At 43.3% G+C, this 16,110-nt stretch carries 11 protein-coding genes; 6 read left to right on the top strand and 5 right to left on the bottom strand.

Going from position 1 to position 16,110, the window contains the following annotated elements:
- A partial coding sequence (locus VK664_RS25815) for a hypothetical protein (RefSeq protein ID WP_461401607.1) occupies positions 1–719 on the bottom strand: 719 nt, incomplete at its 3' end.
- Between the two features lie 120 nt (positions 720–839).
- On the opposite strand from VK664_RS25815, the gene VK664_RS25820 reads away from it, so the two are divergent.
- Both VK664_RS25820 and VK664_RS25825 read left to right on the top strand, forming a co-directional pair.
- The gene (locus VK664_RS25820; RefSeq protein WP_461401608.1) at positions 840–1,661 is read left to right on the top strand and encodes an AraC family transcriptional regulator; all 822 of its coding nucleotides are present in this window, start codon (positions 840–842) and stop codon (positions 1,659–1,661) included.
- A 69-nt stretch (positions 1,662–1,730) separates the two neighbouring features.
- Positions 1,731–2,084 (top strand): VOC family protein, encoded by a 354-nt coding sequence (locus tag VK664_RS25825; RefSeq protein ID WP_461401609.1) that lies wholly within the window; start codon positions 1,731–1,733, stop codon positions 2,082–2,084.
- Between the two features lie 29 nt (positions 2,085–2,113).
- Here the strand turns inward: VK664_RS25825 and VK664_RS25830 are convergent, their stop codons facing one another.
- From VK664_RS25830 to VK664_RS25840, 3 genes are all read right to left on the bottom strand, one after another.
- The gene (locus VK664_RS25830; RefSeq protein ID WP_461401610.1) at positions 2,114–2,728 is read right to left on the bottom strand and encodes a DinB family protein; all 615 of its coding nucleotides are present in this window, start codon (positions 2,726–2,728) and stop codon (positions 2,114–2,116) included.
- A gap of 1,161 nt (positions 2,729–3,889) precedes the next feature.
- Positions 3,890–4,369 (bottom strand): DUF6644 family protein, encoded by a 480-nt coding sequence (locus tag VK664_RS25835; protein WP_461401611.1) that lies wholly within the window; start codon positions 4,367–4,369, stop codon positions 3,890–3,892.
- The gene (locus tag VK664_RS25840; RefSeq protein WP_461401612.1) at positions 4,369–4,722 is read right to left on the bottom strand and encodes a DUF6152 family protein; all 354 of its coding nucleotides are present in this window, start codon (positions 4,720–4,722) and stop codon (positions 4,369–4,371) included. The genes VK664_RS25835 and VK664_RS25840 overlap by 1 nt, the downstream gene beginning before the upstream one ends.
- A 328-nt stretch (positions 4,723–5,050) precedes the next feature.
- Between VK664_RS25840 and pckA the strand changes: the two genes are divergently transcribed.
- A complete protein-coding gene (gene pckA, locus VK664_RS25845) occupies positions 5,051–6,649 on the top strand; it encodes a phosphoenolpyruvate carboxykinase (ATP) (protein WP_461401613.1) in 1,599 nt (532 codons plus the stop codon).
- Positions 6,650–6,658: 9 nt separating this feature from the next.
- Here the strand turns inward: pckA and VK664_RS25850 are convergent, their stop codons facing one another.
- Positions 6,659–8,158 carry an FAD-dependent oxidoreductase gene (locus tag VK664_RS25850; RefSeq protein WP_461401614.1) on the bottom strand — a complete coding sequence of 500 codons (1,500 nt, stop codon included), beginning with the start codon at positions 8,156–8,158 and terminating at the stop codon, positions 6,659–6,661.
- A 127-nt stretch (positions 8,159–8,285) separates the two neighbouring features.
- On the opposite strand from VK664_RS25850, the gene VK664_RS25855 reads away from it, so the two are divergent.
- From VK664_RS25855 to VK664_RS25865, 3 genes are read left to right on the top strand one after another with little or no spacing between them, the layout of a single operon-like run.
- Positions 8,286–11,324 (top strand): SusC/RagA family TonB-linked outer membrane protein, encoded by a 3,039-nt coding sequence (locus VK664_RS25855; protein WP_461401615.1) that lies wholly within the window; start codon positions 8,286–8,288, stop codon positions 11,322–11,324.
- Between the two features lie 19 nt (positions 11,325–11,343).
- Positions 11,344–13,005: a RagB/SusD family nutrient uptake outer membrane protein gene (locus tag VK664_RS25860; RefSeq protein ID WP_461401616.1), complete on the top strand. Its 1,662-nt coding sequence runs from the start codon at positions 11,344–11,346 to the stop codon at positions 13,003–13,005.
- 29 nt (positions 13,006–13,034) lie between these two features.
- Entirely contained in the window at positions 13,035–16,100 is a 3,066-nt protein-coding gene (locus VK664_RS25865) for a SusC/RagA family TonB-linked outer membrane protein (protein WP_461401617.1), read from the top strand.
- The last annotated feature ends 10 nt before the right edge of the window (positions 16,101–16,110 follow it).

Consider the following 16,110-nt stretch of genomic DNA (forward strand, 5'->3'; position numbering starts at 1 on the left):
TGAGGCTTCGCTTTGATTATGTTTGCGCTGATGGATACCAGTTCTTCGGTCCATTCTTTCGGGGTGCCGTCGTTGTTCCAAAAATCCCATGGATGGATAAGCATAACAGCATCTACGTATAAGGCGGCAATATCAATGTCCCCGGGATATTTGTTCATCAGTATCTTCATTTTTGCCGCATAAATACGATTCAACGTATCCCTCGGAGCTGTTTGCACTGCGGCAGGATAACGGCTTATTACTGCTTCCGCCATTTCTTTTTCCTTTGTTGCAGCGCTGCCGGCTATTTGATCCTGCAATTTGAGCATCGTATTGGTTACATCGGGTGGCATGGTGTAAAAATGGGCGCCATTGTAGGTAGGACCCCTGGCCAGCAGCTGGCCCCAACTTGCCATGACACTGGAAGTATCGAACCGGTTAGCCTCTTTGAAGGAGGCGAGCGCTTCTTTCGGATGATAGCTATAGTATAGCGTGAGCCCCTGGTTGAAATAATACTGTGCGCTGTCTGAAGTAGTAGAGATAGTATAACTGTAATGTCCCCAACCTGGTAATGGAGTGATGAACTTTCCATCTTTTCTTTCCATGATGGATCCTGCCTGCTGCGGGCTACAGGCACTGATAGCATCACGATAGCCTGCAGTCACGCTTCCGCGATGAAGAGGCATCACGACCGCATACAGTGAACAGCAGGCGATACAGAGGAACAGTATTTTTTTCATGATACTAAATTTACTCAAAAAAAATAGAAGAATATCGCATGCATTCAAGGAAGTATGTTCCAAATTTACCCGTGAAATGGTTGATTTTATAAGTCAGAAGCACTAATATTAATTCTAAATATGAACTATCAAACGTTTCAACCGCATTCAGACTTAGTATCTCTTATAAAATGCTATTGGACTTTAGAAGTTTTAGCCGGAGGAGGTTCGAAAAGACAGCGTGTTGTACCCGATGGCTGTATTGAATTGATTTTTATTCTTGGCGACGATATAAAGCGAATTACCTCCGGAGACAGATTTATCATCCAACCTCGTGCATTCATACTTGGACAAATTACTGAACCATTTTATATCGAACCGACAGGATATGTCAATTCTTTTGCAGTTCGGTTTTATCCCTACGGATTTGCCAACTTTGTTTCAGTGCCTATTAAAAAATTATCAAATAGAGAGACACCGATAGGGCAGTTATTTGGAGAAAAACCGTCAAAAGAATTGAAACTAAAAATACTTCAGGCAAAAGACACAGATAAAAGAATAAAAATCATAGAAGATTTCATGTTAGATATATTGAAGAACAAAGCAACCATTGATAACATAGTAAAATCAACCATTGATGCCTTATTTTCAACAAGAGGGAGTTCACCAATAAGCTCAATTCTTAAAGATGAGTTATACAAAAGAAGACAGCTCGAAAGAAAGTTTTTTAAACAAGTTGGTATGAGCCCAAAGCAATTAGGAAAAGTTATAAGATTACAAACTGCTTTAAAAATGGTAATCAATCATCAATCTGAAAGCTTAACTAAAATTGCTTACGAAAGTGACTACTACGACCAGGCACATTTTATTAAAGACTTTAAGAAATTTACAGGAACGACACCCAAAGAATTTTTAAAAGATGATAAAATGGCACTTTCTGCACTTTTCTACAAAAGTGATTAGTGTCGCATTTTTACAATTTTTGCTTTGGAAATTTCTATTGATTTGCACTGTAAATCAAATTCGGATAGTATGAAACAAAAAATTGAAAGTGTAACAATTGGTATTGCAGTAAAGAATGTCAAAGAATCTACGGAATGGTACCAGGCTTTGTTTGGCGATGTTGAAACGATGGAACCTGATCCAGGCACTATTGAGCTAAAATTAACAGACAATGTATGGCTACAGCTTGATGATACCGGCTATCTTAAAGTTGGCGGCGGGTCAATTGTTCGTTTTGAAACGAAAGATATTGATGCTGCACATAGCCTGGTAAAAAAACTTACTTCTGATTTGGATGATATAGAAACGGTTGAGGGCGTGGTGAAGTATTTCGATTTCAAAGACCCTGCGGGCAATCGATTATCATATGTTCAACTTTTATAGACCCCCAGCTATAATTTATTTAACGGTTTTTATTTAACTGCTTTTGGAAAGTTTGCATTCTGCATGATCTCATCAATCTGAGCCGTATGCCGTTTGCAGTGACCTGCCATAAAAACGATCGTCTGGTATGCGTCAATTTTTCCAAAAGGAAAATCATTGTAATGATTTCTCAGGTCATCAGTTGTAGTGTTTATATAGTTGATATGATTCTCCCGCCTGGAGATAAATTCCTTCACAGTTGCCTGAAAGTCGCCGAATTTACCGTTGGGTTTTGCCGATTCCGGTGCCTGGAACTTTGAACTCCGGTCAGCAACCATTTTTAAAACATCTTCATCACGCAATTTGACCTCGTTTCTTTTAGAAGGATCAGCCGGAACTTTCAAAGCTGATTGCGCATAATCAAAAAGGCCATTCTCAATTATAGTAATATGTTCAACACATTGTGCTACTGACCAGGATGAGGAATCAGCCTTGAAAGAGAGCTGTGCAGGAGTGAGTTCTTTCACTTTGGTTAGTAGCGTCTTGCGTGATTCCTGCAGCAGGCCTGAGGCATATTTGCGCTCTGAATCGGTTAGGCCGGCAGTATTGTTGAAGCTGGCAGTTACGAAAAGCAATGCGCAGAGAAGGATTTTTATTGAATTCATTCTTTTAAATTTTTAAAGGTTAATGATGGATAAATAAGGCTATCGTGACAGATGTCCTTATTTGAGGGCTAAGGTAATTAATTGCGTAATCGGGGCGGGGGTGTTAACACGACAATATAAGGGGTTGATTTGGACAATTCTTTTCGATTGCTTTATGCAATAATGGCTGATTATGGAATAGTTAATGGCTTATTATGCAACAGTTCTGTTTCATTCCTTCGCACCGTTGGGAGCGGAATGGTGCTTTTGTTTGGCTGTGTCCCGTGGTTAGTATGTTTCCTGATTCCGGAGGATGCTGTTGTCTCCGGTCATCTTTTTGTGCCTTGATCGGCTTTGTCGGGCATTCATCAGGTGGTAGCTGCTGCACCGCCCTGATCGGCTGCAGTAACTTCGACCACGGTACGAAGGCCAAACAAAAGCACCATCCCGCTCCCAACTAACTCATCCATTTGGGGGAATATGCGACCAGTCATTACAAGTGTTACTAGTCCTTTATTGCGGTTTCATCTATGGACACAATTACGATATCGTCAAAGCATTCACACTGCCAATAAAACAGAGATAGAAGAGAGAAATTAGAAATGTCAACATCTGGACGTCAACATCTAAATTGTTGAAGTCTAATTCGACAGGCGTAATTCGACAAGCATAGTTCAGAGAAAGTATAATTCAGAGAAGTATAATTCAGAGAAGGGTAATTTAAAGAAGTTTATTCGGATAATTGCCAATGCGACCATTGCATTCCTGATAACTGCATTGTTAATAAGGAAATGCGAAGTCTGCCAAGTGGAGTCTGCATGCTGATAATTGCAATAAGTGTATGTTGAATTTTGTTGTGCTGGTCGTATATCCCCTCAAGTGAACGAGGTTGGAACGTGCAGGATGGGCCTGAGGTTGGGTTGATTTGCCGCCTTCGATTCCTGCTCGGAGTTACTGCAGCCGATCAGGGCCCAACACCAGCTACCACAAAAAGACAAAACTAAAAAAGCCGATCAGGGCTCAAAGAAGATCAGGGCTACAAGCTCCACTGGCATAAACGACCAAACTAAGCAGGAATCACAGCGGCAAATCAACCTAACCGAAAGGCCCATCCGGCGAAGTGAAGAACCGAGTGAACGCCATGAACTCGCAACATCAACAATTAGCTATTAATTCAGTGTACTAATAAGCCAGCAATCGCCCACAGGAAATAATCGCTACCCACAGGAAAATTGAAATAACTGCCATCACTTTTGCAGCAACAGGTGGCGATGCTTTATCACCAGTCTGAGATCGGGAGGCAACCTTGTGAAACATGAAAGCGTTGCTGGCGGCCAGTACCAGCAAACTCATCTTTAACCAGAATACAGGATCATATCCAAGCGCACCGGCATTGGTAGAAAAAAGCAGTATACCGGAAGGGATCACCAGGAATAATCCTCTCAGCGACCAGGGCAATAAATGGCGATTCAAATCATTTATGGGAATATGCTTTGATGAACCAAGTAAACGAAGATCGAACAAGAATGCAGCGCCGACCAACAGTACTATACCGGTAATGTGAATAATTTCAAGAAAAGGATAAAGCCATGAAGACTGGCGGATAGCAACAGCCCAGGATGATTGTTCCAAAAACTGCAGCAGATCATCAATCGCGATCATCAACGCAATTCATATTTCGTGTCCTTTACAAAAACTCTTTCTGCACGCATTTCATTTTTTGTTTCCTTATGCGGATATCCGACTACACGAATCAAGCCGCCTTTTTTAATCATATCGGCGTTGAGACCACGGTCATTCATGCGGCTTACCGGTGCGAGAATCACGGTCCAGATTTTTTTGTCCTGGTTTACTTTTATCACGCCGTGCGGATTCTCATAGACAGATGACTTAATAGTTCCCGTAAAGTCAAGCGTTTTGGTTTGGTCGTAATCGGCCCAGCCATGATGTGGGGGAGTGAAGGAAATACAGATTGCAAAAGAAAAGGCTGCGAAAATGTTTTTCAGATTTTTCATAACGCAAGTATTTGTCTCTGAAAGTTAGTTAAATCCGGGGAAAAGATATCACCATGCATTTAATGCCCATAAAACCTAAAACTTTGTGAGAAGCCGCGGTATTTAAAATGGCCGGGGTAAAAATCAACGCAATCCCACCTTATTAAAAAAACCGGCGTCGGCGTCTCGAAACTTTCGCAAATATTAACAAGGAAATTCATGTACCGTTCCAACCAGACCGGGAAAAAGCATTTCCCCATCAATATTTTTTTAAAAACAGTCAAAATTTCAAAGAATTTGATATCTTGAGTACAAACTAACGTTCGTTAGCTTTTCTAAATCTTCTTTTATGCAGCTTGCCATTCTAAAAGCCCTCAGTAGCCTGGGTATTGAGGCCAATACCATTCACTACCAACTTCAACCCGAAGAACTGACCCGGCAAACCCTGGAATTGCAACAAGGGAAATTGAATAACACGGGTGCTTTATGTGTGAATACCGGGAAATTCACTGGCCGCTCTCCCAAAGATCGATTTATCGTAAAGGATGCAGGTACACGCACTTCTGTCGATTGGGGAGATGTCAACATTCCGTTTGATGCTAAAAAATTTGATAAGCTATACGATAAAGTGTGTAGTTATTTATCCGGCAAAACAGAAATCTGGGTCCGGGACAGCTATGCCTGTGCATCCGAAAGATACAGGCTGAATGTTCGTGTAATCACCGATACTCCCTGGGCCAGTTTATTCTGCCATCATCTTTTTTTGCGACCGGAAGCATCTGAAGTTCCATATCCTGAAACAGACTGGCTGATAATACAGGCACCTGGCTTCCTGGCTGTACCGGGTGAAGACGGCACCAGGCAGGAAAACTTTTCCATCCTGAATTTTACCAGGAAAATTATCCTGATAGGTGGCACCGCTTATACAGGTGAAATCAAGAAAGCATTATTCGGTGTGCTGAATTTTGTTCTTCCTTTCCGCCACAAAGTATTATCCATGCATTGCGCCGCCAATGAAGGAAAGAAGGGTGATGTTGCACTATTCTTTGGATTAAGCGGAACAGGTAAAACAACATTGAGTACCGATCCTTCCCGCGCATTGATTGGCGATGATGAACATGGATGGGCAGAAGGAACAGTGTTTAATTTTGAAGGGGGATGTTATGCCAAATGCATTCGTTTAGACCCCGAAAAAGAACCACAGATTTTCAACGCTATACGACCCGGCTCCTTACTGGAAAATATAGTGTTTACTGATGGCACTACGACAGTAAATTTTGACGATGATTCTATCAGTGAAAATACGAGAGCGGCATACCCGATCGATTTTATCCTTAATGCTAAACAACCCTCTGTTGGCGGCAACCCAAAAAATATTTTCTTTCTTACCTGTGATGCTTCCGGTGTTCTGCCACCAATCAGTAAACTGAATAAGGGCCAGGCAATGTTTCATTATATCAGTGGTTATACCGCAAAGATCGCCGGTACCGAAATCGGTATTGCTGAACCTCAGCCGGTATTTTCTGCCTGTTTTGGCAGAGTCTTTCTTCCTCTCAATCCTGTTGAATATGCAGAAATTTTAGGTGGGTTGTTGGAGGCTCATCGCGAGATAAATGTATGGCTGGTGAATACCGGTTGGACAGGGGGTGGATTTGGCAAGGGCACTAGGATTTCTTTATCGTATACAAGAGCTATGATACGCGCTGCCTTGAATAGTGATCTTGCAAATGTGAATTATCACGCTGACGAACATTTCAACATTCAGATTCCTGAATATGTGCCGGGTGTACCAACCAATATGCTAAACCCGCGCATCAGCTGGCAGAATGAAAATCTTTATGATGAAGCTGCTAATCAATTGGCAGAATTATTCATCCGGAATTTTGAAAAATATTCGGAGAAGGCGGGACCAGAAACAAAAGCAGCATTACCACGTATGCTTACCTGAGGGTTCATCTTAACCCACGCCTTGTATGGACAATGCATGATGAAATATATTCAGTGGGTCCCATTTGAATTTTACTTTTTGCAACCTTGGATAATTTTCCTTGTAATAGAAGATATGCCATGGAACGCCTGACTTGTTAAACTGTGGATCCGCGATGTCTGTATCCGGATGATTGATCATGCAGCCATCTGTTTGTTCATTTGGCACAGGAACACCTCCTGAGTCCGGAAAGAGATCCTTATAGAAATTACGCACCCAGTCCAACGATGTTGCTTCACCCTCCGGATTGATCCATCCTGTATTACAGGCAACATCCATAATAGGATCCCGTTGTGCAGATGCAGTTGCATCCGACGACACCTCACTCACTTTACCTCCGTAAGTTGCCATGCCTAGCACTCCTCCTATATTTCCATCCGCATTGAGATATTTGAAGGAAGTTGTAATCTGGCTGTCGGTGAAGGGTTGGCGGAAATATGCGTCCTTCACTTTTGTATGTACGTTATCAAATCCCGGTTGAAATAATTCAGGAAATGGATTGAGCGCAAACCTTAACCATGATGTTTCCTCTATCTGATATGTATAGGGCTGATTTGTATAAGGTAATCCGACCGGGTCAGCAATTGCCGCCAGGTGCTCCTTAAGAAGACGGGTAGCATCAGATCCCGTAGCAAGGGCTTTTATTTCCAGCTTGCCCAGGTTACGATGATTCAAAAAAAGGATACTGAATAATCGCCTGAAGTCCGAGTCGGAGCCGCTATTCTCCAGGCACCACGAACCGAAATTTCTTACGAGATGCGAAAACGAATGCTCATCAAAATGTTTCCAGTCCCAGGTCACTCTTAATGTGGTAATGGACTTCGGTGCTTTAGGAAGGGCCGAATATGGATCTGATCCATTGGCATCAGGGGACCTGAGCCAGTAGCGCGTTACGATGCCAAAGTTGCCACCACCTCCACCTGTATGCGCCCACCAAAGCTCCCGGTTAATATCTGTTGGTTCACGCGTAGCTATAATGCTATAAGCTTTACCGGTTGTATCAACTGTCACCAGTTCTATACCATAAAGATAGTCTGCCGCTAATCCATACTCGCGGCAAAGAAAACCGAATGCTCCACCCAATACATGTCCACCCATTCCTATGCCAGGATGTTCACCAGCTGGTAGAACAACTCCCCAGCCCAGGAACAACCTGCGATACATCTCACCGACAGTTGCCCCGGCCTCCACCAAAAAGGCACGCTTTTCAGCGTCATAATGTATAGCAGTCATCAACGACATATCAATAAGCACCTGCACAGTTGGGTCTGATACAAAACCCTCCAGACAATGTCCGCCACTGCGCACTATTGGTCGTTGTTTATTAGTTACGGCTTCCTGAACTGCCTCAACAACTTCCCCGGTACACCCTGGCAGGAGGATATAGTCAGGTTTGCCAGTGAAACGTTTGTTGAATCTTTTTCCTGCGAGATCAGCATAGCGTATATCGTCCGGGTTGATTTTTTCCATTTGCTAAATTTAGAAAACAATTGTTTTGAAAAATCCTGGAATTATTTGAATCAATAATAGTGGCTTCGACCTGATTTTGTGACTATACCAATAAGGATACGTAATTACAAAATCAAAACTAACGATCATGCTGCTGCGAATTGTTTCAGTTCTTTTATTTTTCCTGCCTGCCGGTCTCTGTTCCTGTCTCAGTGCGTTTGCCCAGGAGAGCCTTGTGGTTACCGGTAAAGTGACTGATGAAAAAGGATTGCCTTTGCCTGGTGTCACAGTTACTTATGGTGATTCAAATAAAGGGACTACTACAAACCAGAATGGAGAATTCCGTCTCACTGTTCCTGATAATAAAAAGGAGATCAGCTTTAGTTATGTCGGTTATCGTGAAATTAAGATGCCGCTCGGTAGCAGGATTTCTTTTGATGTGCAGCTGGAGCCTGATATTGAGAAAACAATGTCGGATGTAATTGTTGTTGGCTACGGCACCCAGAAAAAAGCTTCAGTAGTCGGGGCTATCGGATCAGTAAAAGGAGAGGATCTGATAAAATCACCCACACCAAATCTAACCCAGGCACTTACCGGTAGAATCGCAGGGGTAACGGCCATTCAAACCACCGGCAAGCCGGGCTCCAACGCAGCAACGATCCTGATTCGCGGGCAGTCAACCTTTGGAAATTCTTCTGCAATAGTTGTGGTTGATGGAATTGAAAGACCTGATTTCGGCAATATTGATCCCAATGAAGTGGAATCAATCAATGTATTAAAAGATGCTTCCGCAACTGCGGTTTATGGAATTCGCGGGGCAAACGGTGTTATCGTGGTCACAACAAAAAGAGGAACCCCGGGAAAACCGGTTGTTTCGTATAATGGCAATTTTAGCTTGCAAAAGCTCGCAGGGATGCCGGATGTGCTGGATGCTTTCAATAGTGCCACATTGAAAAACGAAGCACTGGCAAATGACGGGAAAGCATTGATGTTCACAGACGCCGAACTTCAGAAGTTAAAAGACAAATCGGACCCTGTCTGGTATCCCGACGTAAACTGGTATAAGGAAATGGTCAGGAATTATTTCCCTCAAACGCAGCATAATATTAATGTAAGAGGCGGCAGTAAAATCGCGCAGTACTATGTGTCTGCCGGATATTTATATGAAGATGGTTTTACAAAAGATTTTGGCACTCCCAAAGGTTCAAGAACGGTAAATAATTTTTCAAGATATAATTTCAGATCTAACGTTGACCTGAATGTAAGCAAGGACGCAAAGATTTCGGTTACACTTGGAGGTGTTAAGGGCAATGCCTATTCACCGGGTAATACCAGTTTTGGCGATATTGGTTTTGTGCTGGGAAAGATGATCCAGATTCCGTCTTATGCTATGCCGGTAACTTTGCCCGGACTTGGTTATACCAGTGCGCCTTCTGTTGGCCTCAACCTGATTAGCCCAATTGCACTAATCGCCAACGATGGTTTCCAGATAAATGAAAACAACAATATAGAAGCAAAAATTGATCTGAACTATAAACTTGACAAACTCACAAAGGGGTTGTCGTTTCGCGGAACCTATGCCTATGATTCGTATTCTCTTACAATAACTCAATCTTCCAATGGTTATCGTACTTATGATATCATAGACAGGAGAAATAAGATCTCAGGTATTTCCCCACAACACGAAACAGAAAATTACGCTTCAAACATTACGACAAATACAAATGGTGGAAACATCAATACCAACATCCAGCTTGGTTTTGATTACAACCGCAGTTTTGGCAATCATAATATCACAGCCATGGCTTTGGCTACGCGCCAGGCCCGGGCTTCTATTGGTAGTGATGCTGTACGTGCTATCCAGGGCATGGTTGGCCGCGTTACCTACAACTTCGACACCCGGTATTTTATAGAAGCAAGTGTAGGCTACAATGGATCTGAAAACTTCATGAAAGGCAACCGGTATGGCGTGTTCCCGGCATTTGCCGCTGGTTACACACTGAGCAATGAAGAATTTATGAAAGATATCCATTGGATCGATCTGCTTAAAATCAGGGGGTCTTATGGAACCGCAGGAAATGATCAGATAGGGGGCACCCGTTTTCTTTTCCTTGATGATTATACAGTCAGTGGCAATGAACAATTTGGCGACAATAATTCGCTTGTAAACTATCCACGTGTTATTCACTCACGTGTTGGCAACCCGGATGTGACCTGGGAGAAAACAACAAAAAGAAATATTGGTTTCGAAGCCTCTTTTGGAGCTGGCCTTTTTAAACTCACATTTGACATCTTTGATGATCACCGAAAGGATATCCTGGTTACAAACCCCCAATCGAGGTTGAATCAATATGGTGAACCTTATCCTGCAATCAATGTAGGAGAAGTAAAAAACAAAGGGTATGAAATAGAGGTCGGTCACCGAAATACGATCGGAGAATTTACATATGGTCTTAATGCACAGGTATCTTTTGCAAGGAACCGCATTATCAACATTGATGAACCGCCTGGTGCACCGGAGCAACAGAAACAAGCAGGCAAAAGGATCGCTCAATTTTTTGGATACCGTGTAGAAGGTTTTTATGAGTCTGCGGCAGACATAGCGGCATCGCCGGTAAACACGCTTGGCAAAGTAGTTCCCGGTGATCTTAAGTATCAAGATGTAACCGGTGATGGCCAGATCAACCCTGACGATCGCGTGCCGATTGGTTTCTCAAACAGACCTGAGTACAATTATAGTTTTTCTCCGTCATTAGCATGGCGTGGTTTGTCACTCGATTTGCTTTTCCAGGGTCAGGCAAATGTTAGTTCCAACGTACAGCTTACAGAGAATTCTCCTGGTCAGCAGATGTATAGTTTTATGCTCGACAGGTGGTCGCCATCCAAAGGCGGAACAGCCAGCTGGCCAACACTGCATGCGCTTGGTAATGCTTTCGTGAACTATCAGCCCAATGATTTCCTGTTACAGGATGCGTCTTTCCTGAAGCTTAGAAATGTCCAGCTTTCTTGGCGCCTCCCATCCCGCTGGTCAAAATCACTCGGCATGTCGGTATTTAATGTATTCGTTAGTGGCCAGAACCTGTATACATGGACCCCTTATCGGTTTGGATTTGATCCTGAGCAGGGCGGCACCGGAAACTATCCACTGCCAAAGGTTTTCAATTTCGGAGTAAATGTAAGATTCTAACTTTTAAAAGCATTCAGCTATGAAGCTTATCAAAATATTCAACTTAATATTTATACTGTTTATTTTTTCATCCTGTAAAAAAGATTTTCTTGAACGTGCACCTGGGGTTAACCTGACACTGGACGCTGTTTTTGCCGATCCCGTCCTGGCATCGAATTTTGCAGACAATTCGTACCAGTTTCGTATCAGCGATTATCACCGTTGGGGTGCAAGCAGTACCCGGACAAGTACTTCGCATATCTCCGATGAAGCTGTTGCCCAGGGCGATGCAGCCGGATCTGTTCTTCCTTTTTATGGAGGTTTGTATCATAGCACCACCAATGACATTAATACAGTCTGGGATAATTCATACCGAGGCATACGTAACTGCAATGTGATGTTGGAGAAGATGGATGAAGTGCCATGGACCGCTGCCCAGGATGCCGGCCGGATAAAAGGCGAACAATATTTTCTTCGTGCATTTTACTATGCGGACCTGGTAAAACGTTTTGGTGGGGTGCCGATTATCGATAAAGCATATGCGCTCAACGATGATATTGATGTGCCCAGAAATAGTTACGATGAAGTTGTAGATCTTATCCTGAAAGATATCGAGGAGGCCGAAAAATTGTTACCACTTGATTACAACGCAACAAGCGGCCCAAACAATACTTCAAATTACGGACGCGCTACCGCAGGTGCAGCAAAAGCATTAAGATCAAGGGTGTTGCTTTATGCGGCAAGCCCGCGCGATAATCCTTCAAATGATGCAGGTAAATGGCAAAAGGCAGCGGCTGCGGCTAAGCAGGTAATGGATATGAACTTGTATTCGTTAATGCCGAGCTACATAACCATCCTCAGCCAGAATAAATCACCGGAATATATCCTGACCAAACCAAGGGGACCCAGGGGCCGGCTCTTTACATATCTCCAGGATGCTATATTATCTCCAGGTTCCGGTGGCGACCAGGGAACAAATAATCCAACCCAAAATCATGTTGACCTGTATGAAATGAACACAGGAAAACCGATCACTGATGCAACCTCAGGTTATAATCCACAGCAACCATATCTCAACCGTGACCCCCGTTTTTATGTGAATGTTGTTTATAATGATATGGCCTGGCAGGGAAGACGCATGGAAATGTGGGATGGAGGCAAGGATTATAAGGAAGGAAATGCTACCTATTCAATGACCCGCTATTACTGTAAAAAATGGTGGCCGGAGGTTACATATGCCGGTTCATCTGCCACCGCGCTGGTAAACTATATCTATTTCCGTTACGGTGAAATTCTATTGAATTATGCGGAAGCTCAGAATGAAGCCGCCGGCCCCGATGCATCCGTTTACGCGGCAATTAAACTTATTCGTAACCGGGCAGGCATGCCGGATCTTCCGGCAGGTTTAAGTAAAGAAGCCATGAGAGATCGTATCCGCAATGAGCGCGCAGTAGAACTTGCTTTTGAAGATCAGAGATGGTATGATATTATGCGTTGGAAAATTGGTCCACAGGTTATTGCCCAGACAATGAAAGGGATGAATGTAATAAAAAACGGGAATGGAACTTTCACTTACCAGGTGATAAATCTTGGTGCCGGCGTACAAAAAGTATTTCTTGAACGTCAGAATTTTTATCCGATCCCAAGGACAGAGATACAAAAAAGTAAAGGTATTCTCACACAAAACCCCGGATGGGAATAATCCGATTCTGACCTTAAATTTTTTAAAAAATGAGAAATAATATTTTCAGGCAAAGACCAATATTTTTTTTATGTTTTTTCCTTCTCCTCTTACAGTTTGCATTTGCACAGGAAACAGGTCCGGTGCTAAAAGTTGCAGGAAGAGTCACAGACAGAAATCAGAAGCCGGTACCTGGTGTATTAATTGAAACAGAAAGCGGATCACAAAAATTGGTCACTGAAGCTGACGGAAGATTTACACTTGAGGCCGGTGAGTCTGAATATGTAAGTTTTACAAAAGAAGGATTCAACCTGCTTCGCATGGCTGCGAAAGATATCAGGGAAGGTTCAGTTATGCTGACCGAAAGATTAATCGATGGTACCGAAAACGATGAAGTATTCATTCCTTTCGGCACCAGGAAAAAAAGGCAACTCACAACCGCGGTATCGGTGTTAAAAGGAGAGGGGGCTCCCCAGATCCCTTTTTCTTCACTTACAAATATTCTCACCGGGCAGCTTGCAGGTGTTTATGTGAATCCAGTGAGAACGGCTCCTGGAAATGATGCGGCATCGATACTAATCAGGGGCAGATCATCCTACAACGATGTGCAGGCGCCATTAATACTGGTAGATGGCATTGAAAGGGATTTCTCTGATATGGATATCAATGAAATTGAAAGTGTGAGTGTACTAAAAGATGCAACCGCACTAGCCTGGTACGGGATCCGGGGCGCAAACGGGGTTTTACTGGTTACCACCAGGACCGGCAATGCCGGAAATATGAAGATCACACTGGATCTAATGGGTGGCGTGCAGACACCTAAGTATAAAATACAACCGCTGAATTCATTTACTTATGCCACTCTCTATAATGAAGCTTTGAAGAATGATGGTTTCGCACCCTTATATAATCAAACAGCGCTTGATGGTTACCGTGATGGTACTGATCCATACCTTTATCCTGACAATAATTTTGTAGATAGATTCTTTGAGAGTTCTGCACCGCTGCAACGATATGTTGGTACAATTTCCGGAGGCAACACCGCGGTGAAATATTTTACTTCATTCAGTTACTATAACCAGGGTGGACTGTTCGCAGAATCGAAATCAGACAACTATAATTCCAATGCGGGATATCAGCGATATAATTTCCGGTCAAATATCAGCGCCGCCGTGACGGATAAACTTGATATAACCCTGAATATTGGTGGCCGTATAGAAGACCGTCGCGGGCCGGTACAATTAAGTCTTGGCACCACCGGAATGGATAGCCTCATGAATGCCATCTATCTTACACCACCCAATGCTTATCCCCTTGTGAACAAAAACGGATCCTACGGAGGCAATTCAATATTTACAAATAACCCGCTGGGCACTTTAAAAAACAAAGGTTACAGTTCACAGGTGAACCGTGTGTTGCTTGCTTCAACTACGGCCAGGTATAAAATGGATGATTGGCTGAAGGGACTGTCAGCAAATGTGATGTATTCATATGATTACTCCGGCCTCTACCAAAATGGCCGTAACGAAAATTTTGATGTTTACCAGGAGAATCCGGCGACCGGGGCTTATACACGTTTTGGCGGTCCGCGTTCAGCCCTGGCATTCAGCCCGGCTACTTTCAGCAACAGCATCCGGAGCAATGAGCTTTGGGCTGGCTTTGATTATGATCGTGGGTTTGGAGAAAGTGATCTGAATATGTCACTACGGTACAATAGTTCTGCCTATTTTAACCCTGTTGCAAATGCACGGTTTGATTTTAAACGGAAAGGTATCAGTTACCGCGCATCTTATGGTTACCAGCAGCGGTATTTTGCAGATGTGGTTTTGAACTATTCAGGCAATGACCGCTTTGCCCCGGAACACAGGTACGGCCTGTTCCCGGCTGCCTCGGTAGGATGGGTTTTATCAGAAGAAAATTTTCTTAAATCAGTACCGGCGATCGATTACCTGAAAGTCCGTGCCTCATATGGAAGCACAGGCAGCGAAAATTTATATGGTGCAAGACTTTATAGCTGGGAGTCACTCTATAATACGATCAATATTCCAAGCTATAGTTTTGGTACCGGGTTTTCAAGTGCCGGAAGCGCCACGGCAGAGGCTTCATTACCAAATAATGATCTTAGTTTCGAAAGATCCAACAAACTTGACATAGGAGTAGATGCGAAATTTTTATCGCAGGCACTGTCTTTAAGTATCGACTTTTTTATAGACCGTCGCAAGGGATTGATTTCACCTGCATTTATCCCGGGCTTCATTGGTCAGACCCTCGTTCCGGAAAACAATGGTATTGCACAATACAAAGGCATTGAATCATCGGTCAGCTATACAAAAAAGATCGGAAGACTACAGCTTAATGTTTTTGCTAATTACACATATGCAAAATCAAACCTCGTAGCCTACAATGACCGCCCGGGCTTACCAGAGAATCAGCGTCAGACCGGGCATCCGCTCGCGAATCCTGGGCTGGTTTATGAGTCTGAAGGAATTTTCCAGAGCCAGGATGAAATCAGCAAATCGCCGCGACAGACCCTTTCAGGCAGAATACAACCGGGAGATCTAAAATACCGTGATGTTAATAATGATGGGCTGATTGATAATTTCGATCGTTCAGTACTTGACTATTCCACGATACCCAAAGGTTATTATGGATTCGGGGCAAGCCTGAATATCGCCGGCTTCGATCTTAGTTTTCTTTTTAACGGGCAACACGGTGGTTTTGCCAATCTGAATCCCATAATTAACTCAGGAATTGCTGCAAATGGATTCCTGAATCAGTACAGCATTGACCGTTGGTCGGCAGCCACTGCCTCCACTGCAATATGGCCAAGACTGGGCATTGCAGACAGGGGAAATAATACGGCTCCATCAACCTTCTGGATGAGGAAATCCGATTTCATTCAACTCAGGAATGTGGAACTCGGTTATACGTTACCGTCAAAGATTTTTAAAAGGGCGGGAGTTGAATCCTTCCGCATCTATCTGAACGGGTATAATATAGTTGCCTTTGGGGGTTTGAAGGATCTGGATCTTAGCCCTGATCTGGTTACTGGTGGCGTTTACGGCTCATACCCTTATCTGGCTAGTTTTTCCGGTGGTATTAATGTCAGGTTTTAACAGAATTAAA

Source organism: Flavitalea sp., from assembly GCF_035489435.1.
Classification (GTDB): domain Bacteria; phylum Bacteroidota; class Bacteroidia; order Chitinophagales; family Chitinophagaceae; genus DATHKG01.

What these genes read in the sequence shown, in the direction of transcription:
- pckA (WP_461401613.1), top strand. Translation starts at nt 5,051, where the DNA reads ATGCAGCTTGCCATTCTAAAAGCCCTCAGTAGCCTGGGTATTGAGGCC.
- VK664_RS25840 (WP_461401612.1), bottom strand. Translation starts at nt 4,722, where the DNA reads ATGAAAAATCTGAAAAACATTTTCGCAGCCTTTTCTTTTGCAATCTGT.
- VK664_RS25855 (WP_461401615.1), top strand. Translation starts at nt 8,286, where the DNA reads ATGCTGCTGCGAATTGTTTCAGTTCTTTTATTTTTCCTGCCTGCCGGT.
- VK664_RS25830 (WP_461401610.1), bottom strand. Translation starts at nt 2,728, where the DNA reads ATGAATTCAATAAAAATCCTTCTCTGCGCATTGCTTTTCGTAACTGCC.
- VK664_RS25865 (WP_461401617.1), top strand. Translation starts at nt 13,035, where the DNA reads ATGAGAAATAATATTTTCAGGCAAAGACCAATATTTTTTTTATGTTTT.
- VK664_RS25860 (WP_461401616.1), top strand. Translation starts at nt 11,344, where the DNA reads ATGAAGCTTATCAAAATATTCAACTTAATATTTATACTGTTTATTTTT.
- VK664_RS25850 (WP_461401614.1), bottom strand. Translation starts at nt 8,158, where the DNA reads ATGGAAAAAATCAACCCGGACGATATACGCTATGCTGATCTCGCAGGA.
- VK664_RS25820 (WP_461401608.1), top strand. Translation starts at nt 840, where the DNA reads ATGAACTATCAAACGTTTCAACCGCATTCAGACTTAGTATCTCTTATA.
- VK664_RS25835 (WP_461401611.1), bottom strand. Translation starts at nt 4,369, where the DNA reads ATGATCGCGATTGATGATCTGCTGCAGTTTTTGGAACAATCATCCTGG.
- VK664_RS25825 (WP_461401609.1), top strand. Translation starts at nt 1,731, where the DNA reads ATGAAACAAAAAATTGAAAGTGTAACAATTGGTATTGCAGTAAAGAAT.